Below are 19,669 nucleotides of genomic sequence, written 5' to 3'. Positions count from 1 at the left end.
ATATGGTTAAAATTTCGTCAAAAAAAACGAAGACACAATAAAGTGTCTCCGTTCCTTTTCTTGGCGTCAGGCCTGCGAGGCCATGCAGGCTTTTTACGCTTTAAGCAGCCGTCAGTTCCGACAGGAAGCGGCGGATATTTTCGCTCATGGCTTCGGTGCGCTGCGTCAGCTGGTTGGCGGCGCCGAGCATTTCTGTTGAGGCCTTTTCGGTATCGGCGGCCGAAGCGGAAAGCTGCGAGACCGACGATGAGGCCATCGAGGTGCCGTCCGACGCTTCGTTGACGTTGCGGGCGATCTCGTTAGTGGCGTCGCCCTGCTGGTGAACGCTGTCGGCGATGGACGAGGCGATTTCGTTCATGTGCTTGATCGTTTCGCCGATACCCTTGATGGCGTTGACGCCGTTCGAGGCGGCCGACTGGATGTCCTTGATGCGTTCGCGGATTTCGTCGGTGGCCTTGGCGGTTTGCTGGGCCAGCGACTTCACTTCCGAGGCCACGACCGCGAAGCCCTTGCCGGCTTCACCCGCACGGGCGGATTCGATGGTGGCGTTCAGGGCCAGCAGGTTGGTCTGCTGGGCGATAGCGTTGATCAGGTCAACCACTTCACCGATCTGATCGGCGGCGCGGCTGAGTTCGGCCATCGAAGCGTTGGTGCGGTCGGCTTCCGAAACAGCTTCGGCGGCGATTTCAACCGAGCGGACGGCCTGGTCGCCGATAACGCCGATCGAGGCGCTAAGTTCCGTGGTGGCCGAGGCGACGTTCTGGACGTTATCGGCCGAGTTGCGGATCGAGCCAACGGCGTCTTGCGAACGGCGCTCGTTTTCCTGGGCGATGGTCAGCAGGGTGCGGCCGTTGGCGTCGAGATCCGAAGCGGCGGAACCGAGGGCGTCGAGCATGTCCTGGGCTTCGTGGCGGAAGCGTTCGGCCAGTTCAGCCATCTGCTTGGCGCGTTCTTCGCGGGTCTTGTTCGTGGCGGCTTCCATATCGGACAGGCGCTGCTTTTCTTCGGCATTGGCCTTGAAGACATTGAGGCTGTCGACGACCGACTTCAGTTCGTCACGACGGGCGAGGGCCGAGATATCGACATCGAGGTTGCCGTTGGCCAGTTCCTCGGTCGTCTTGGCGATGCGGTTGATGCCGGTGACGGTGACGCGCGAGAAGACGAAGGCGATCGTGCCGGAAATACAGGCCATGATGACGGCGAAAATAGTCAGCAGGCTGATGCCGGTGGTCTGGGCGGCCTTGGCGTCGGTGGCGGATTGGGTGGCGGCGGCGACATTGGCCTTGATCAACTGGTCGCTGATGTCCGACATCTTGGCGTAGCCATCGTCGAACTGCGACATCATCGGGCCGACCGAAGCGAAATCGACATCCATGACGGAACCGGCGAATTCGACGGCTTCCTTATAGGTTTTCACTTCCTTGCCGAGATCGCCGAGCAGCTTCTTTTGCGCCGGATCGGCGGTCTTGCCGGCGTCAGCCTTGACGCGGGCTTCAATCTTGCCGAGGTCTTCAGTGACCTGGGTGACGGTGGCCGAGGCGTTGGCCGTCGGGTCGGTCGCCTTCTTGGTCAGGGCGTTATAAAGCTGGCCGTTGGCTTCCTTGATGGAAGACTTGATATCGCCAAGTTCAACGATCTGAGGCAGGGCCTTGGTGTTGATGGCGTCAATAGTCTTGCCCTGGCCGTTCATGACATAAATGGCGCCGAAAGCCAGCACGGCCATAAGGGCGGTGGCGACCGCAGCGGGCGCCATGAATTTTATGGTGAACGACCAATTGGAGATTTTCATCCCGCCGGCGGGATTAGCGGTTTTGAGTTTCGTCATTATTGTGGCCCCTGACAAACTTGTAAATAGGATAAAGGCGTTGAATTTCTTTCAGACTTTCCTCGCCACAGGCCGCGTATAGGCGCGCAAACGCCCATTGCGACTCATGGTTAAGATGAGCCTTTGCGTCAACCTGTCAGATTAAGGTTGTTGAAATCCTAACGCCGTTGCCCGGAATGACGAAAGTGTAAAAAGCAATGGCGAAAATGCAAAAAAGCGCGCCGACCGGTAAGGGTAGGCGCGCTTTTCAGGTAGATGGAGGTATTGTTTTTATTGAGCGATGCCCTTGGCGGTATCCACCGGCGCCGAAACGGCCGGGGCCTTGGCTGAAGTCACTTCGGCGATAATATCATGCGCCGATTTGCCGTGGATCTGGGCCGAGACCTGAACGGGGCGGGCCGCGTTCGGCTTGGCCGCCAGGGCGGCCGCTTTCGATTGGGCATTCAGCATGGCGACGGTCTGGGTATCGAGCGCCGGCGCTGCCGGTGCGGCGTTAACGGGTGCGCTGATCTGCGGCACGCCACTGGACGGACGGACGCCATCCGTCGAATTAGCGAGGCGCGAACCGCGACCGCGGAATTGATAGAAGATGTGCGAGCCGATCTGGGCGACCTTGTCCATGGTGCCGCCCCAGCCCGGCTTGACGCCAGTGGTGTGGAAGCTGGTCGAAGTGCCGACCGCCGCCATCACATAACCGCCAAGCGCTGCATCGGCGACCGACTTGGCGCGGCGCCAGGCCCAGCTTTCAACCGGGGCGCCCATGGCGCCGTTACAGACGAAGCTGAACTGGCATGAGGTGCGCTGGTAGGCGCCCTGATAGACGACGCCGCAGATAGATTTCGGATAGGCGGGGTGACGGACGCGGTTGAGAATGACCTGGGCGACGGCGCGCATTCCCTCTACGCCTTCGCCGCGCGCTTCATAATAGACGGCCTGGGTCAGGCAGTCGGAATCGCTGCGGTTGGCGCTTTTGAACTTCATGGCGGCGGCGGCCCGAACCGAAGGCGCGGCCACGGCCGGTGCGTTGACTGGTGCGCTGAATGGGGAGGCCAGCGTCATATTGCTGGCGAGTACCAGTTTGGCGTCAGGCAGGTCGCGCTGATTACGGGCGTCCTCCGAGGTTCGCATGGCGGTCAGGTTCTGGGCAAGCAGGCTGTTCTCGGTGCCGGTGCCGGCATATTGCGAAAAGCGCATGGCTATATTGAGCGCGCTTTGATCGACTGTGCCGACCGCATCGAGCGCCGCCATATCGACCTTGCCGTCGCGTGTCGCCATCATCAGGCGGGCGGCGTCCTTGGGGGCGCTGCCTTCGTGCGCCAGATGGCCACCCAGACAGGCCGCGCCAATCGACGCGCCAACCAGAAGACCCACTGCACTCGCTGCCATGAGGGCGCGCATACGATAGCGCGCAATCGAAATTGATATCAAGACTATCTGGTCCTCTGTGACGAGGGCGTTACGTGCCCTCCGGAAAGTCATCTGGGTAGATTGCGATACGCTTATTCAATGCAATTTACAGGCCAGAGACTCACGCCAGCAGGACAGATAGGACCTGCTGAGCAGGCCGCTATCTAGGGGGCAATTGTGGCCAAAATGTGTTGAAACTGTCATGATGCTTTGTCACGGATAGTTGTATGACGTTCTGTATGTTCACATATAAGCATATCATGCGAATTGATTGCAGCTTAAAATCTTTTTATTGACAGGAAGAGTGAAGTAATCGTTTTATCGATTATACATATCATCCAATCTTTATTATTTGCCAATGCTTTGTAGTCAAATTCTTATTCAGATAAGCTTAATTTAACGAAGCGTTAAGCGGTGTCTTCATCAGAATTTCAATCGCCTTTCCGCGAACGTAAGGTTGAGGCAGCCAAATAACCGGCTGGAATCCAAACGGAAATCCGGCCTGTTTGATGACGCCGCTGACAAGTTCTGGTGACCGAAATAGTTAAAACGGCGTTATCAAAAACTCACGTGGCGGGGGCATAAATTTTATGCGCCCCTTTCATTTTTTTTATCCTCCCTTATGTTGTGTTCATGGCGCGTTCTCCCGAAAATCCTGAAAATCCCGGCTTCTCCGATAATTCCGGCGCGTTCGTGACGGACTTTCATCCCGTCCAGCCGACAGCCTGGGTGCCGCACAAACCGGAGCGCCCGGAAAAGTCGGAAGGCGGCCGGAAATTCCGTCTGGCCGCGCCTTATGAACCGGCGGGCGACCAGCCGACCGCCATCGCCGACCTGCTGGAGGGGATTAACGCCCACGAGCACGATCAGGTCCTGCTCGGCGTCACCGGCTCCGGCAAGACCTTCACCATGGCCAAGATCATCGAGCAGACCCAGCGGCCGGCCCTGATCATGGCGCACAACAAGACCCTGGCGGCGCAGCTCTATTCCGAATTCAAGGCCTTCTTCCCCGATAACGCGGTCGAGTATTTCGTCTCCTACTACGACTATTACCAACCGGAAGCCTATGTGCCGCGTACCGACACCTTCATCGAGAAGGATTCGTCGATCAACGAGCAGATCGATCGGATGCGCCACTCGGCCACCCGCGCCGTCTTGGAGCGCGATGATGTCATCATCGTCGCCTCGGTCTCCTGCATCTACGGTATCGGTTCGGTCGAGACCTATACGGCCATGACCTTCGATCTGACGGTCGGCCAGACGATCGACGAAGGCCAGCTTCGGGCTGATCTGGTGGCCCTGCAATACAAGCGCAACGATCAGGCCTTCGAGCGCGGCACCTTCCGCCGGCGCGGCGATGTTATCGAGATATTCCCCGCCCACTATGAAGACCGCGCCTGGCGTATCAACATGTTCGGCGACGAGATCGAGAGCATCCAGGAATTCGATCCCCTGACCGGCAAGAAGATGCAGGACCTAAAAGAGGTCCGCGTCTATGCCGCCTCGCACTATGTCACGCCACGCCCGACGCTCAACCAGGCGGTCGGCCGCATCAAGGCCGAACTGAAGCACCGCCTCGAACAGCTTCATGCCGAGGGCAAGCTGCTGGAAGCGCAGCGGCTGGACCAGCGCACCACCTTCGATCTGGAAATGATCGAGGCGACGGGCGCCTGCGCCGGCATCGAAAATTACAGCCGTTACCTGACCGGTCGGGGTCCCGGCGAACCGCCGCCGACTTTCTTTGAATATATGCCGGACAATGCTTTGCTGTTCGTCGATGAAAGCCACGTTTCGGTGTCGCAGATCGGCGGCATGTACAAGGGCGACTTTGCGCGCAAGTCGGTGCTGGCCGAATACGGCTTTCGCCTGCCGTCGTGTCTGGATAACCGTCCGCTCAAGTTCGAGGAATGGGACGCCATGCGGCCGCAATCGATCTATGTGTCGGCGACTCCCGGCAAATGGGAAATGGAGCGCACCCAGGGCGTTTTCGCCGAACAGGTTATCCGCCCCACCGGCCTGATCGATCCGCCGGTCGAGATCCGCCCGGTGCACAAGGATAATTTCAGCCAGGTCGATGACGTTATCGCCGAGGTGCGTGAGGTGGCGAAACAGGGCTATCGCAGCCTCGTGACCGTGCTGACCAAGAAGATGGCCGAAAACCTGACCGACTATATGCACGAGCAGGGCATCCGTGTCCGCTACATGCACTCGGATGTCGAGACCCTGGAGCGCATCGAGATCATCCGTGATCTGCGGCTGGGCGCCTTTGACGTGCTGATCGGTATCAATTTGCTGCGCGAAGGCCTCGATATTCCGGAATGCGCCTTCGTCGCCATCCTCGACGCCGACAAGGAAGGCTTCCTGCGGTCTGAGACCTCGCTGATCCAGACCATTGGCCGCGCGGCGCGCAATGTCGACGGCAAGGTCGTCCTCTATGCCGACCGGATGACCGGTTCGATGGAGCGCGCCCTGGCCGAAACCAGCCGCCGCCGTGAAAAGCAGATGGCTTATAATGCCGAGCATGGCATCACGCCGGAATCGGTCAAGCGCGGCATTTCGGACGTGCTCGACTCGCCGTTCGAGAAAAGCGGCCGGATCGAGATCCCGATGGGCGTCGCCGAAAAGGATTCCAAGCCATTCCTCGGTTCCAACTTCCAGGCGACCCTGCGTGACCTGGAGGCGAAGATGCGCGAGGCGGCCGGCAATCTCGAATTTGAGACGGCCGCCCGCCTGCGTGATGAGATCAAGCGCCTGAAAACACTCGATCTGGAATTCGCCAAGGATATGCTGGATAACGGCTGAATATATAATTCCTTTATTCTGGAAACGTCGCAGTAGGGACATACCGTGCAGCAAAAACCGTGCGGGCGAGTGCCGAGCGCCGTAAACTCGCCCATGACGGTCACTCAACCTCCGCTTTAACCAAATAGCGTTATATTCTGGCCACGCTGTGGATAAAACATGCGTTCTTGACGTAACCACACAACATTCCCACTGGATTTTTATTTGATTTCGAGAGACCCTCAGTCGTGGGCTACATGTGCGCTGAGGCATGATTTTTCGAGGCGCATCGTTGGGTTCGGGCTGCGATATAAACAGCTTATTAACGCCAAACGGAGATGGTTGCCTTTAAGAACTGTCTCGTGTCGCGCCGTAATCGCGTTCGTCAAATGGGGTTAATTGAGATGCGTAGGACTAGATTGAATGTGGTGCCGCCGGTCTCCAAGGAGGTCGCGCTTGGGTCGAAACCGGGGGCAAAAGAAATTGCCCTGGGTCAGGTGATCGACGGCGACAAGGTGATGAGCCTGCCCACGCCGGTGACCCACAAGGCGAACTACCCCGAAGACATGGCGCAGGTCCGCGAGAGCCGCACCCAGCGTGTCCGTCGCTTGCAGGAAGAAGCCCGTGCGCTCGCCCGCGAACAGATCGCCGAATTCGAAGTCCTGCTCGACGCCACCGCCAAGGCGGCGCTTGAAATCGCCGATGGCGGTGAGGTCTATTCGATCGGCGCCCGCGAAATCTGCCGCCGCTTGGCCGATGAACTGCCGCGCACCCTGCAAACCCTTCAGGTCATCTCCAAGAAGCGTTAACTAAAAAGTTCCCCAGACACCGTTTATAGCACTGGTGCTGTGGATTATTTTCCCATAGTCTTTCCCATTCTGCCGGGGTGGAACGCGTATTCTGTGCCCGTAGGTGTTGCGATGTGCGGGTCGCGGGGACGGACAGGGAACCAGACACATGTCTCAGGTCAGGACTGGCGTTATAAGCGGCCTCGCCTTGTTGGCGGGCCTTGCCATACTGGCCGGTTGCCACAAAAAGCCTGAAAAGGCGCCGCCGCCTGCCGTGGTCGCGCCGGCGCCGGTCGTCGTGCCCAAGCCGTCACCGCCCCGGCCGCCGCGCAAACCCGGTCTGTGGCAGACGACCCTTTCGGAAGAGGGCAGCCCGGAACGGCCGGAGGTCTTTAAAATCTGTATCGACGCCCTGACCGATCAGCATCTCGGCATTCTCGGCACCGATCTGTCGGGCGATACCTGCACGTCCAAAACCTTCAGTCCGCAGGGCGAGGGCAACTGGGGCGTATTGGCCGAATGCAGTTTGGGCGCCGGTGTGGTGACCGAATATTCCGGTTCGGTGACCGGTGATTTCAACAGCCAGTATGAAATGAACGTGCGCTCCCAGACCACGGGGGGCAGCCAGATGAACCGGGTCACCAACTATGTGGTCAGTTCAAAGCGGTTGGGCGCCTGCGCGGCCGGCCAGAAGCCGGGTGACGTGATCAATAACGGCGTCAAGATGAACCTGTTCGGCATGGAAGGCGTCAATCGCGGCGGCGCGAACGCCCCGGCTTCGGAAGCACCGCCACCGGATGTTGTCGATTAGGCCAGCCAGGCCCTGGGGTTCGGTATCGGACGCTGGTGCAGCAGGTGATTGAAGCCCATGACGGCGCGGCCGACCGTATAGCCCAGGCAGAACAGCAGCAAAAGCAGCATAGTAACCGTAATCGCCGGTGCGGTGATATGGTTCTTCTGCACGAAGGTATAGGCGACCGCGTTCAGCAAAACCGGGCCGATGCCGTACCAGAAGGTGCGTTTCTGGAATTCGTAGTGGCCCTTGATCCAGCCGGGCGCCTTGTCCTCGGCGAAATTGGCGACCAGCATGGCCAGCAGCGCGGTCAGGCCGAAGGTCATGACGGTGAACAGGATCAGCAGATAGTTGAGATAGGCGGTTAGCCGGGCGTCGGCGAACAGGGCTTTCAAACCGCTCAGGGTCGTCTCGGCAGGGGGCTTGGCGGTCATTCTGAAACCTCGATATTGGGGACCAGCGGCGCCAGATCGGTGACGCCGATATTCAGCCCCATCTGGCTGAGAAGGGTGGTGATCTGGCCACGATGATGGGTCTGGTGATTGAAGACATGGCTGAGGAGCAGGCCGGTCGTCTTGGTGAAGGCGCCGCCGGTGGCGCTTCGGTAGGATAGAGGAGAGGCGATATCGGCGTCGCTCAACTGATCGATAAAGCGGATATATAACGCGTCAAGTTCTTTGCGCACCGGCGTTAGTTCCGCCAGGGTCGGATAGAGCAGATCGGCGAGGACAGCCGGCTTCGGCAGGGCGTCGAGCGGCGCAAGCATCTGGCCATAGGGCTGCGGCCGGAAACGGTTGAGCCACATCAGGTCGGCGACGACGAGGTGGTTCAGCGTGCCGAGGACCGAGCCAAAAAAGGCGCCGCGATTTTCCAGCAGCGCTTTATCAGGCAGCGGCGTGACGAGCGCGATCAACCGCGCGTTCATGACGCTGTTATAGGCCGCCATCAGGCGGAGATGATCCTTGAATTGCATGGCTCCAGCCTATCGCAAGCCGGAGCCACGCCGCAAGGGATTAGTTGAGCGCCGCCATCTGGCTGTTGGTCTTGCTTTCGGCGATCAGGTCGGTGACCAGCTGTTCGATATTGGCCTTGATCGCGCCTTCGTTGGCCAGTTGCAGGCGCTTTACGCCGACAAAAGCATCGCTCATCTTGGCGGTATAAGGCGAGACGATATCCTTGGTCCAGACCACATCGCCGGCCGTATTGGTCAGGGTGTACTTGACCGTGGCGGTTACCGTCATATCCAGGCCCATCATCGGCTGTTTCAACTGGACAAGTTGCGCCGCAAGATTGAAGCGGGCATTCTCGGTGGCCAGCATGGTATTGGCCGCCAGGCTCTGACGCAGGGCCTCGGCGAAATCAGCGTCGGAAACCTTTGATGTCCAGAGCGGATTGGTTGTCTTGCCGCCGGTCACGGTCGGGGCCGCGATGGCATGGCTGAGCGACGATTGACTGTCGATCAGGCTTTGCTGCGTCACAGCCACAGCCATAGCGCCGGGATTTGACGCCGACGCGCAGCCAGACAGGATAAGGCACGCCGCAGCGGCGCCGATAAATTTCTTCATGATGTCCCCCCAAGGGTAGTGGTTAAGTTGTGAGCGGCCTACATTTCACCCCCCAAAGTCGTTGTCAATCGGCTTTTTTTGCGCTTAACAGTAGTCCGGCGAACCGGTGCCTGTGTACCCGGTTCATTAAAGGGGGAAATCTGTTATGAAACGACTGATCGTCGCTATAGGCTGTTTGATGTTGGCGGGTTGCGGCGGGCGTGTCGCCCAGCCCTTGCAGGTGACGCGGGATATTGATCCGAGCCTGACCTGCGATCACTTGCGGGCGGAATATGACAACAATCTGCGGCGCCGGACGGAGCTGACGGGCGAATCTTCGGACAAGGTACGCGACAATCTGGGAATGTTGCTGGCTTCCCCCCTTCTTCTGGATCTGTCCGATTCGCAGAAGATTGAGGCCAAGTCGATTGTTGAGCGCAATCTGCATCTGGAAGACCTGGCCAGGCAAAAGAATTGCCCGGCTCTGACGGCGACGCCTAATCCCGCGTGAAGACCACGCATACCCCAGCCTGATCGGCGTCTGACAGGGCTTCCGGCTTGATCACCGACACCTCGACGCGCCGGACATGCGGCAGGGCGACAAGGGTGCGCGCCATGTCCTCGGCCAGGGTCTCGACCAGCTTGATATGACCGCGGGCGATGAACTCACGCGCGATCTGGCCGACGAGTTCATAGTTGAGCGTATCCTTCAGGCCGTGGATCTCATGCAGGTCGAGATCGAACACGGCGTCGATGATCAGCGGCTGGACGCGGCCGTGTTCGTGGTCGTAGATGCCGATGCCGGCCTCGACCTTCAGGCCTTTGACAAAGACGCGGCGGGACGTAAGGGTCACAGGGCGCTCCAGGCTTCCGGCGGCAGCAGGTCGTTGAGGCTCATGTCGGCGCGGTGGCACCATTCGCCCAGCCGGATCGGGCAGGCGGCGATATCGGCCGGGGTGAGGATAACGCTGTTGGTCGGGGTTTCCTCGATCTCGAAGCGCACGCATTCGAAATCGGGCAGGTGCACGGCCAGTATGGCGTTCAGCTTCATATAGAGCGCGGTGGCGACGGCCTCGGTGGTCGGGTCGCCTTCGATGACCAGCAGGCGCGGCAGCAATTCCGGTTCGTGCTGTTGGAAATAGCCGATCATCGGATCATCGTGGCCGAGCTGGAAGGCGTGGTCGAGGCTGTCATCGACAAAGCCGTGCCAGTGGCGTTTCAGATCGGCGAAGCTGGCGGCGTAGTTGGCGCTGCCCCACTGGATCTGACGATCGCCCTTGCTTTGCAGGCTGACCACGACAAATTCATTATGGCCATGCGGCGTCAGGCACTTCGAATTGTGATCGAAGCGCAGGCGGTGGGCCATGGAAAATCGGCGTTTGAACTGGAGCTGCATACTTGAAAGCCTTTGCCGGCGTTCAACAGCAAAGCGGCAATAAAGTCAATCCGGCCAAAGTCCGGGAAGGCTAGCCGGGCGGTGATCGCTTTCGCGCCGCTGCTGTCATTTCCGCCTCAGCTATCGGCTTTAAGCCGAGCGCGGCGCGCGCTTCCATTATGCTATCGGTGTAATCGACATAGGTGACGTTTGGCATTTTCGGGCCGGTGCCCGGCCTGTTGCCGTCCACCGGCATCGGCTGTGCAGAAATGACCTTGCCTTGCGGGGCCGGTGTTTCGGCGGGCTTCCGAGATTTTGCCGGGGCCGGAGTTTGGGAATTTGCGACCTTTTGGGCTTCGTCCCACCATGGTCCCAGATCGCGGCGGCGCGCCTCGCCCCATTTCAGTGTATTGGCCAGGGAGACGCGGGCCTTGATGGCGGCGGTCTCGGTGAGGGCGCGCTCGGTTTCCAGCTTGCGCGGATCGGGCGTCTTGTCGTGTATCTGGCGCTCGGCGCGGTCGCAGCGGCTATAGACGCGTTCGATCACGGCAGCCACGCGCACCGCGCGCTCGATGCCCGGCATATCTTCGGGATCGTCCATGGCGGTGATTTTCAACAGCATCCGGTCGGCAAAGGCGCGCAAGAGCTTGCGCCGCTCTTCCGGGGTCAGGTGTTCCTGTGCTGTACAGTCATCCAAAGCCATACGGATAGGATGCACCGGGAAAATAGATAGGGGATAGATTTGTGGGGAGAGGTGGCCCTTACGGGTTTTGCCAGCGCGTTTCTTCAATAATACGCTAAAATAAACACACACTATAGTTAAACTTAACGCCTTACGTTAAGTCGTGTTGACAGGCCTCTGTGAGTCGGTTAAATCACAAGCATGGAAATTGAGTACGTCGACAAAAGATTGGCTCTGATCGAAACGCCGAGGGCTGCGGATGCGATGCTGCCCGTAGCTGTCATTCAGACGGTCAGGAGGCGGCTGCCGATAATAAAGGCTGCTCCGGACGTCCGCACTATGTTGAATTGGAAGAGTCTCGGATTGCGGGAGCAGACCGAAAGTGCAGGCGAATATTTCGTCAGTTTGTCGGCGCAATGGATGATGATTTTACATATAAAAGAAAAGAATAACGCAATGACTGTTGTTATCAGGGGAATAGAAGAACAAGTGCGGGGAGCGGCGTAATGGCTGCATCAAATATTGTCCCAATCGAGCCGCCAGGTATCTTTCTTAAAGTCGAGTTGGAAGAGCGCGGTTGGTCACAACGTGATCTCGCATTCATCCTTGGACAAACAGAGCAGCAACTAAACACGTTGTTATCTGGCAAGCGTGGCATCACTCCGGACATGGCTCGCCTTCTGGGAGACGCATTCGACGTGCACCCGCAGTTTTTTTTGAACCTTCAAGCTCAGTACGATTTACAGAATGCAAAAGAGCCTGATCCAGCGGTCAGGACGCGTGCTCATTTGCAGGCCTTATTTCCAATCCGCGAAATGATTCGTCGTGGTTGGATTCAGGATGGCGAAGCTTCGCTTCTTGAGCTTCAAATGAATCGCTTCTCGGAAGCGGCAAATGATCGTGAGTTCACCCAAATCGCTTTCGCGGCGAAGAAGACTCACTATGACGAAACGCCATCCCACCAGATGGCCTGGGTTTATCGTGTTCGGCAACTTTCTAGAGAGATGTCTGTCACGGAGTTTTCCAATGAGGCGCTCAAGAATGCGCTTCCAAAGCTGCGATCGTTGATGGTCGATCCCGAATTGATTGCTGAGGTTCCCGCGATCCTTGCCGAGTGTGGTGTGCGTTTCGTCATCGTCGAAGTGTTGCCAGGAGCTAAGATTGACGGGGTATGTACGTGGCTGGACGACAATTCTCCGGTTATCGGTATGTCTACTTTGTACGATCGAGTAGACAATTTCTGGTTTGTCTTGCGACATGAGATTGAGCACATCTTGCAAGGAGATGGAAAGCAAACCATCGGGATTATCGATCATTTATCGGGCGAAGGACTATCCGCTGGTGAAGCTGAAAGCGATATCGAGCGCATTGCAAATGACGCCGCAGCAGACTTTTGCGTCTCCAAGCAGAAGATGGATTCCTTCTATCTTCGGAAGAACCCATATTTTTCGGAACGGGATGTCATTGGGTTCGCGGCGCTGATGGGCGTCCATCCCGGCATCGTCGTTGGCCAGCTTCAGAGACGAATGAAGCGGCACGACTATCTCCGAAAATACCAAGTCCCAATCCGGAAGTACTTGGTGACATCAACCATGGCGGATGGATGGGGACACTCTGTTCGAGCGGAACTTTAACTAATAAGGCGGGCTTCAATGACTACATTTCCAGAACAGATGCGCGCGATCTTTGACCGTTATCGTGAGGAGGTCGATTCTGCTCCGGTTTCGCTAGATGAAGTCGCAGCATGGGCGCTTATGAAGAACCTCTATCATCCTGCGCCTCGTGATGTGGCCAAGCTATGCCGTGACGATCTGGCAGAAAGCCTGCGTCAGGAGAAGCGTGTGGATGAAAAGGGGCGAAAATATCGCGCGAAGCATTCCGTGCGAACCACAACAAATGGCCATCAGATGAGCCTATGGGCCGATATCGACAGTGCTCCGCGAGCATTCATGGAAAAGTCTTTCGCTCAGCGCCGGAAATCTATCGTAGACGATTGTTTCCAAGTCAAACAGGATGTTGACCATTTTAACGATCACAACGCGATCGAAGAGCCTATTCAGATAATTCTGGACTTCATCGACGATGTTGCGGAAATGGAAGCAGCAGCGCGCCAACGTCGTGATGACGATGAGGTTGCCTAAAAGCGGTGCAATCCGTTATAGGGAGCGGCAGCGGTCTTGGGCTGGATTGAGACTCGTCGTACAAATTTTGTTTCCCTCGTGTCCAACAAAAAGGCCACCGCGGTAACGGTGGCCTTTGGTGTACCTAAAGCCAGCGATCCTTACAGATAAAACTGCGCCATTGCGCTGAGGCCGATCGGTTTGATTTTCGGGGCATTGCCGGCGGTGCCGAACTGCTCAAAACGGTCTTCGCAGACCTTCTGCATCAGGGCATAGGCCGGTTTGAAATAGCCGCGTGGGTCGAAGCCGGCGGGATTCTCGGACATGCACTTGCGGATGCCGGCGGTGATCGCCAGGCGCAGGTCGGTATCGATATTGATCTTGCGCACGCCCATCTTGATGGCCTTTTGCAGTTCCTCGACCGGCACGCCCCAGGTCTGCGGAATGGCGCCACCATAGGCGTTGATTTCGTCCTGCAATTCCTGCGGCACGGACGACGAGCCGTGCATGACGAGGTGGGTATTGGGCAGGCGCTTGTGGATGGCCTCGATGACGTGCATGGCCAGCACTTCGCCATCCGGCTTGCGCGTGAACTTGTAGGCGCCGTGGCTGGTGCCCATCGCAATCGCCAGGGCATCGACGCCGGTTTTGGCGACGAAATCGACGGCCTGGTCGGGGTCGGTCAGGAGCTGGTCATGCGACAGGACGCCCTCGGCGCCGTGGCCGTCTTCGGCTTCGCCCATGCCGGTTTCAAGCGAGCCGAGCACGCCCAGTTCACCCTCGACCGAGACGCCGCAGGCATGGGCCATCTCGACCACTTTCCTGGTGACATCGACATTGTAGTCATAGTCGGCGGGGGTCTTGGCGTCAGCCATCAGCGAGCCATCCATCATCACCGAGGTGAAGCCGTGTTGGATGGCCGAGGCGCAGGTGCCAAGCGAATTGCCGTGGTCCTGGTGCATGCAGAGCGGCACTTCCGGGTAGATTTCGGCCAGGGCATTGATCATGCGCTTCAGCATCAGGTCGTTGGCATAGGCGCGGGCGCCGCGCGAGGCTTGCAGGATGACCGGCGAGGCGGTCTTGCGCGCCGCCTCCATGATGGCGATGCCCTGTTCCATATTGTTGATATTGAAGCCCGGTACGCCGTAATTGTGTTCGGCGGCGTGATCGAGGAGTTGTCGTAAGCTGATGCGAGCCATGAGTATTTTCCCTTTTTCATGGTCATTGATGAACTCACCTGTGGCAGATGAGGTTGAAAGATTCGGCTGAGGTGACCTTTGGTCTGTTTTTGCCTCAGTCAAACATAAATTTTAAATGCGCCAATCCTAAACGCAACAGTAGCCCTGCAACTACTGTTCCAGCGCGGCGACGCCCGGCAGAACCTTACCTTCCATCCATTCGAGGAAGGCGCCGCCGGCGGTCGAGACGAAGGTCATGTCGTCGGCCACGCCGGCGTGGTTCAGCGCGGCGACGGTATCGCCACCGCCGGCCACGGCGACCAGCTTACCTGATTTTGTTTGCTGCGCAGCAAATTTCGCGGTGGCGACGGTCGCGGCGTCGAAGGGGGGCAATTCAAATACACCGAGCGGGCCATTCCAGATCAGGGTTTTTGAGCCGGCCATGACATTGGTGAGGGCTTCGACAGTCAGCGGGCCGGCGTCGAAAATCTTGTCGTCGGCGCTGAGCGGCGCACTGAGCGGCTGCGTGCGATGCGGGGCGTTGGCCTTGAAGTCCTGCGCCACAACGACATCGAGCGGCAGCATGATATGGCAGCCCTTGGTCTGGGCTTCGCGCAGGATTTCCAACGCCGTTTCCTTCAGGTCTTTTTCGCACAGGCTTCCGCCGACGTCATGGCCCTGGGCATAGAGGAAAGTGTTGGCCATGCCGCCGCCGATGGCCAGGGCGTCGAGCGAGCCTACGAGGTTCTTCAGCAGATCGAGCTTGGTCGAGACCTTGGAGCCGCCGACAATGCCGAGCGTCGGGCGCTCAGGATTGCCAAGCGCCTTGTCGAGCGCGGTCAGTTCACGGCGCATCGATTCACCGGCATAGGCGGGGAGCAGACGGGCGACGGCCTCGGTCGAGGCGTGGGCGCGGTGGGCGGCTGAGAAGGCGTCGTTGACATAGATATCGGCCAGGCGCGCCAGTTCGGCGGCGAATTCCGGATCGTTGGTTTCTTCGCCGGGATGGAAACGGACGTTTTCCAGCAGGATCACGCCGCCGGCCGGCAGCGCTTTGATGGCGGCTTCGGTTTTGTCACCCACTGCGTCGTCGGCGAAGGCGACCGGCTTGCCGAGCAGGGCGGCGAGGGCGGGCGCGACGAATTTCAGCGACATGGCCGGCACGACCTTGCCCTTGGGGCGGTCGAAGTGGGCCAGTAGCGCGACTTTCGCGCCCTTGGCGATCAGCTTCTCGATGGTGGGCAGGGCGACTTTCAGGCGCGTATCATCGGTGATGCGGCCATCCTCGACAGGCACGTTGAAATCGACGCGCACCAGCGCGGTCTTGCCGTTGAGATCGGAAACGTCATCGAGGGTCTTGAAGGGCATGGGGAGCTTCCGTTTTGCAGAACCTCCCCTGATTTCAGGGGAGGGGGACCGCAAGCTTGCGCAGCGGTGGTGGGGTTAAAAGGCACCGGCAGCGTGTGGAAATAACCCCACCCGTCCCTTTGGGCCACCCTCCCCTAATATTAGGGGAGGTTCAATAGAAAAGGCCCTCATTGCTGAGGGCCTTCTGATTACAGGAACTTGCCGAAGGCGACAGCGGTATCGGCCATGCGCGACGAGAAGCCCCATTCGTTGTCATACCACGAGAGGATGCGCACCAGCTTGCCCTGGATCACCTGGGTCTGCGGCAGGGCGAAGGTCGAGGAGGCCGGTTCATGGTTGAAGTCATGCGACACCAGCGGCTCGTCGGTGTAGCCCAGCACGCCCTTCATGGCGCCGTCGGCGGCGGCCACGATGGCGGCGTTGATTTCTTCCTTGGTGACGGCGCGGGAGGCGTTGAACACCAGATCGACGCACGACACGTTCGGGGTCGGGACGCGCACCGAGGAACCGTCGAACTTGCCCTTCAGTTCGGGAATGACAAGGCCGATCGCCTTGGCGGCGCCGGTCGAGGTCGGGATAATATTGAGGGCGGCGGCGCGGGCGCGATACAGATCCTTGTGCATCTGGTCGAGCGACGGCTGGTCGTTGGTGTAGGAGTGGATCGTCGTCATGTAGCCCGACTCGATGCCGCACAGGTCGTTCAGCACCTTGGCGACCGGCGCCAGGCAGTTGGTGGTGCACGAAGCGTTCGAGATGACCAGATCACTGGCCGCCAGGGTGTCGTGGTTGACGCCATAAACGATGGTCTTGTCGGCGCCGTCGGAAGGGGCCGAAACGATGACGCGCCTGGCGCCAGCCTCCAGGTGGGCGGCGGCCTTGTCACGCGCGGTGAAGATGCCGGTGCATTCAAAGGCGATATCGACCTTCAGATCCTTGTGCGGCAGTTCGGCCGGATTGCGGATCGCGGTCACCTTGATCGGTGCGTAGGTCTTGCCATTGGCGGTGATGACGAGGCTGTCGCCTTCAACCACGACCTTGGCCGGGAACCGGCCGTGGATCGTGTCGTAGCGCAGCAGGTGCGCATTGGTTTCCACCGGGCCAAGGTCGTTGATGGCGACGACTTCGATGTCCGTGCGGTTATGCTCGATGATCGCGCGCAGGATATTGCGACCGATACGGCCAAAACCGTTGATGGCGACACGTAAAGCCATGGGGAAATCCTTTTATGAGATAGCAGCACCAATCGCTGTAATTGCGCGGTGGTTTTTTAACCTCAAGGCTTTGAAGTCAAGCCTTATTTCGCGCTGACCCGGATATGGTAACGCTATCAGATGGAATCCAGATGCAGGCCTTGAAATTACCGCCCAAAACCAAGGATTATTGGTCAAATCTGAAACGATTTATCGCGCCAGCATCGGCAGGACCATCAGCAGTTCCAGCCCGGTGACTTTGGCGCCTTCATAGCGGTTGACGGCGGTAAGCGTGCCGCCTTGCGCTTCGGTCAGGGCGCGGGCCACGCTGAGGCCCAGGCCGGTGCCGCCGGTATCGCGGTTGCGCGACGATTCCAGCCGGTGGAATGGCTCGAACACCGTCTCCAGCGCGTCCGGCGGCAGGCCGGGGCCATCATCGATGACGCGCAGTTCCGCCTTGCCGCCGCGCGAGGCCAGTTCGATGCGGCAGCCGCCGGCGTAGCGTCCGGCGTTTTCGACGAGGTTGATCAGGATGCGTTTCAGCGCCACGGCGTCGCCCTTGACCATGATATTGTCCTCGATCCGCGCCGGTTCCATGGTGCAGACAGCGCACAGGTCGTCGCTCAGGGAATCGACGAGGGACGAGAAGTCGAGCGGCCGCAGGGTCTCGTTCATCTTGTGGGCGCTGGTGAAGCTCATGGCGCTGCGGATCAGGCCGTCCATGTGGGCGATGTCGCCGTTCAGTTTTTCACGCAGGGGGCCGGGCAGGTCCTCGATGCGCAGGCGCATGCGGGCCAGCGGCGTCTTGAGGTCGTGGGCGATGGCCGCCATCAGCATGGTGCGGCTTTCGACCTGCTTGCGGATACGCGCCTGCATCTCATTCAGCACGTCGGCGGCGGCGCGCACCTCAAGCGGCCCGGCCGAAAGAATAGGCGGCGCATTATCTTCCACGCTCAGTTTGGCGGCGGCTTCGGAAAAGGCGATGATCGGACGTGAGAGGCGTTGGGAAAGCCACCAGGCCAGGGGCAGGATCAGCAGGGCAGTCAGGCAGAAGCCGAGCAAAAGCCTTTCCTGCCAGGGCGCGATCAGTTCCCGGGGCGGCGTAATGACCCGCCATGTGCCGTCCTTGAGCCGCCAGGCGGCGCTGAAGGCCGGATAAAAGATATCCGCGCGGGTTTCACCATTAAAGGTGATGACGCGATTGCCGCCAAAGCCGGGGCCCCCAGAACCGGGAGCATTGAAGCCGTGATCGGGGGGCGGCATGTCAAAGTCAGGCGTGGCGGGCAGGCCAGGGTCAGCTTCACCCACTGGATCAGCTTTGGTGTTACCGACAACCGCCGCTGGCGATATCGGCTGGCCGGAGCCACCGGCGTCGCGCTGGAAGACGAACGACCTCGGCCCGCCGTCGAAGCGGCGATGCGGCTGGACATGCACGAATACGGTATCCACCGGCACATGCAGTTCCGCCGCCAGTTTTTGGGCAATGCCGGCCTGGAAATTATAGAGGCGGCGGGCGTGGAGGTCATCGGGAGTGGGCATCCTGTCGATAAAGGCAGGACGGGCAGAGACCGTAGCGGCCTTCAGCCGGTGGCCATTTTGCAGGCGGACTTCGCCTGTCTTCAATGCGGTGGCCACTTCGTTCAGGCTGTAACCGGAAGGCGGCGGTTCGGGCGCCTTGAGCACCACGAGCACGGGGATGACCAGCGCCATTACAAGCACGACGAAGCTAAGACCCATGACCTGCCAGAAGATCGGCAGGGATATAAGCAGTGTGCGCGGGGTGTCGGCAGGTTTGAGGCTCAAGACAGATCCGTTTTATTTCAGCGGCTTGAACATATAGCCGATGCCGCGGATGGTGCGGATGATGTCTTCATTGGCGTCGTCGCTCAGCTTCTTGCGCAGGCGCGAAATCTGCACGTCGATGGCGCGGTCGAAGCTGTCGGTGTTCGGGCCATGCAGGTAGTCGAGGATCTGGTCGCGGGAAAGCGCCCGGCCGGGGCGATCCAGGAAGACGCGCAGCAGTTCGAATTCGGCATTGGAGAGGGCCACCTGTACGCCGTCCGGGCGAACCAGGGTGCGCTTGATGTTGTCGAGCTGCCAGTTGAAGAAGTGGGTGATGGGGGATTTTTCGCCGGCACCGTTGCGGGCTTCGCGGCGGCGCATGACGGCGCGGATGCGGGCCAGCAGTTCGCGCGGATGGAAGGGTTTGGCCATGTAGTCGTCGGCGCCGAGTTCAAGGCCGACAATGCGGTCGATCTCCTCGCCGCGCGCCGACAGCATGATGACCGGTGGTCCGCCCTGTTCATTAAGGCGCTTGCAGATGCTGAGGCCGTCTTCGCCGGGCATCATGTAATCGAGCACGATCAGGTGGATATCACCGCGCGCCAGCACTTTTTCCATGTCGCGCCCATTGGCCGCCGCCTGAACCTCAAAGCCGTTCTGATCCAGAAACGTGCTGATCAGTTCACGCAGGTCGGCATCGTCATCGACGACGAGGATGCGGGTAGGCGTGGCGGTTACGGGGTCGGACATGCGGGACAGGGCGGTTGATGACATGGGGATGATACTCGCTAAATCGGATGCCGGGTAAGAAAAAGAACTGTGCCCGGAATGACGCA

The 19,669-nt window shown here is 59.3% G+C and carries 20 protein-coding genes; 7 read left to right on the top strand and 13 right to left on the bottom strand.

Annotated elements, in window-relative coordinates; genetic code table 11:
• Positions 1 to 100: 100 nt before the first annotated feature.
• Both VL130_RS13710 and VL130_RS13705 read right to left on the bottom strand, forming a co-directional pair.
• Complete coding sequence (locus VL130_RS13710; RefSeq protein ID WP_325363491.1) at positions 101 to 1,825, bottom strand: HAMP domain-containing methyl-accepting chemotaxis protein; 1,725 nt, start codon at positions 1,823 to 1,825, stop codon at positions 101 to 103.
• A 270-nt stretch (positions 1,826 to 2,095) separates the two neighbouring features.
• Entirely contained in the window at positions 2,096 to 3,211 is a 1,116-nt protein-coding gene (locus VL130_RS13705; protein WP_325363490.1) for a cell wall hydrolase, read from the bottom strand.
• A gap of 654 nt (positions 3,212 to 3,865) precedes the next feature.
• Between VL130_RS13705 and uvrB the strand changes: the two genes are divergently transcribed.
• The 3 genes from uvrB (at position 3,866) to VL130_RS13690 (ending at position 7,612) form a co-directional block, all read left to right on the top strand.
• The gene (uvrB, locus tag VL130_RS13700) at positions 3,866 to 6,034 is read left to right on the top strand and encodes an excinuclease ABC subunit UvrB (protein ID WP_325363489.1); all 2,169 of its coding nucleotides are present in this window, start codon (positions 3,866 to 3,868) and stop codon (positions 6,032 to 6,034) included.
• A 383-nt stretch (positions 6,035 to 6,417) separates the two neighbouring features.
• Positions 6,418 to 6,822 carry a hypothetical protein gene (locus tag VL130_RS13695; RefSeq protein ID WP_325363488.1) on the top strand — a complete coding sequence of 135 codons (405 nt, stop codon included), beginning with the start codon at positions 6,418 to 6,420 and terminating at the stop codon, positions 6,820 to 6,822.
• 148 nt (positions 6,823 to 6,970) lie between these two features.
• Positions 6,971 to 7,612, top strand: coding sequence for a DUF3617 domain-containing protein (locus tag VL130_RS13690; RefSeq protein WP_325363487.1), 642 nt, complete (start codon positions 6,971 to 6,973; stop codon positions 7,610 to 7,612).
• On the opposite strand, the gene VL130_RS13685 is transcribed toward VL130_RS13690, so the two are convergent.
• The 3 genes from VL130_RS13685 to VL130_RS13675 are packed head-to-tail and all read right to left on the bottom strand — an operon-like array spanning position 7,609 to position 9,159.
• Entirely contained in the window at positions 7,609 to 8,028 is a 420-nt protein-coding gene (locus tag VL130_RS13685) for a hypothetical protein (protein ID WP_325363486.1), read from the bottom strand. The two genes, VL130_RS13690 and VL130_RS13685, sit on opposite strands and share 4 nt — an antisense overlap.
• Complete coding sequence (locus tag VL130_RS13680; RefSeq protein WP_325363485.1) at positions 8,025 to 8,567, bottom strand: DinB family protein; 543 nt, start codon at positions 8,565 to 8,567, stop codon at positions 8,025 to 8,027. The genes VL130_RS13685 and VL130_RS13680 overlap by 4 nt, the downstream gene beginning before the upstream one ends.
• Positions 8,568 to 8,607: 40 nt before the next feature.
• Positions 8,608 to 9,159, bottom strand: a complete 552-nt coding sequence (locus VL130_RS13675) for a hypothetical protein (protein ID WP_325363484.1) — start codon at positions 9,157 to 9,159, stop codon at positions 8,608 to 8,610.
• Between the two features lie 145 nt (positions 9,160 to 9,304).
• Between VL130_RS13675 and VL130_RS13670 the strand changes: the two genes are divergently transcribed.
• On the top strand, positions 9,305 to 9,649 hold the full coding sequence (locus tag VL130_RS13670; RefSeq protein ID WP_325363483.1) for a hypothetical protein: 345 nt from the start codon (positions 9,305 to 9,307) through the stop codon (positions 9,647 to 9,649).
• Here the strand turns inward: VL130_RS13670 and folB are convergent.
• The 3 genes from folB to VL130_RS13655 form a co-directional block, all read right to left on the bottom strand.
• Entirely contained in the window at positions 9,636 to 9,992 is a 357-nt protein-coding gene (folB, locus tag VL130_RS13665; RefSeq protein ID WP_325363482.1) for a dihydroneopterin aldolase, read from the bottom strand. The two genes, VL130_RS13670 and folB, sit on opposite strands and share 14 nt — an antisense overlap.
• Positions 9,989 to 10,534 carry a 6-carboxytetrahydropterin synthase gene (locus VL130_RS13660; protein ID WP_325363481.1) on the bottom strand — a complete coding sequence of 182 codons (546 nt, stop codon included), beginning with the start codon at positions 10,532 to 10,534 and terminating at the stop codon, positions 9,989 to 9,991. The genes folB and VL130_RS13660 overlap by 4 nt, the downstream gene beginning before the upstream one ends.
• Positions 10,535 to 10,604: 70 nt before the next feature.
• Entirely contained in the window at positions 10,605 to 11,216 is a 612-nt protein-coding gene (locus VL130_RS13655) for a hypothetical protein (RefSeq protein WP_325363480.1), read from the bottom strand.
• A 180-nt stretch (positions 11,217 to 11,396) separates the two neighbouring features.
• Here VL130_RS13655 and VL130_RS13650 point away from each other — a divergent pair, with 180 nt between their 5' ends.
• From VL130_RS13650 to VL130_RS13640, 3 genes are read left to right on the top strand one after another with little or no spacing between them, the layout of a single operon-like run.
• Complete coding sequence (locus VL130_RS13650; RefSeq protein ID WP_325363479.1) at positions 11,397 to 11,702, top strand: hypothetical protein; 306 nt, start codon at positions 11,397 to 11,399, stop codon at positions 11,700 to 11,702.
• A complete protein-coding gene (locus tag VL130_RS13645; protein WP_325363478.1) occupies positions 11,702 to 12,829 on the top strand; it encodes a HigA family addiction module antitoxin in 1,128 nt (375 codons plus the stop codon). Before VL130_RS13650 ends, VL130_RS13645 begins: the two co-directional genes overlap by 1 nt.
• Before the next feature lie 18 nt (positions 12,830 to 12,847).
• Positions 12,848 to 13,336 carry a hypothetical protein gene (locus VL130_RS13640; RefSeq protein WP_325363477.1) on the top strand — a complete coding sequence of 163 codons (489 nt, stop codon included), beginning with the start codon at positions 12,848 to 12,850 and terminating at the stop codon, positions 13,334 to 13,336.
• A gap of 140 nt (positions 13,337 to 13,476) precedes the next feature.
• Here VL130_RS13640 and fba read toward each other — a convergent pair whose 3' ends face one another.
• The 5 genes from fba to VL130_RS13615 form a co-directional block, all read right to left on the bottom strand.
• Positions 13,477 to 14,514: a class II fructose-bisphosphate aldolase gene (gene fba / locus VL130_RS13635; protein ID WP_325363476.1), complete on the bottom strand. Its 1,038-nt coding sequence runs from the start codon at positions 14,512 to 14,514 to the stop codon at positions 13,477 to 13,479.
• Positions 14,515 to 14,664: 150 nt separating this feature from the next.
• Positions 14,665 to 15,861, bottom strand: a complete 1,197-nt coding sequence (locus VL130_RS13630; protein ID WP_325363475.1) for a phosphoglycerate kinase — start codon at positions 15,859 to 15,861, stop codon at positions 14,665 to 14,667.
• Between the two features lie 188 nt (positions 15,862 to 16,049).
• Positions 16,050 to 17,072 (bottom strand): type I glyceraldehyde-3-phosphate dehydrogenase, encoded by a 1,023-nt coding sequence (gap, locus tag VL130_RS13625; RefSeq protein ID WP_325363474.1) that lies wholly within the window; start codon positions 17,070 to 17,072, stop codon positions 16,050 to 16,052.
• A 189-nt stretch (positions 17,073 to 17,261) separates the two neighbouring features.
• Positions 17,262 to 18,854: a HAMP domain-containing sensor histidine kinase gene (locus tag VL130_RS13620; RefSeq protein WP_325363473.1), complete on the bottom strand. Its 1,593-nt coding sequence runs from the start codon at positions 18,852 to 18,854 to the stop codon at positions 17,262 to 17,264.
• Positions 18,855 to 18,866: 12 nt separating this feature from the next.
• The gene (locus VL130_RS13615; protein ID WP_325363472.1) at positions 18,867 to 19,607 is read right to left on the bottom strand and encodes a response regulator; all 741 of its coding nucleotides are present in this window, start codon (positions 19,605 to 19,607) and stop codon (positions 18,867 to 18,869) included.
• Between the last annotated feature and the right edge of the window lie 62 nt (positions 19,608 to 19,669).

The sequence above is a fragment of the Asticcacaulis sp. genome, assembly GCF_035497195.1.
In the GTDB taxonomy this organism is placed as follows: Bacteria; Pseudomonadota; Alphaproteobacteria; order Caulobacterales; family Caulobacteraceae; genus Asticcacaulis.
The sequence above is the reverse complement of the archived record's forward strand: the minus strand, read 5'-3'. Positions and strand labels throughout refer to the sequence as shown.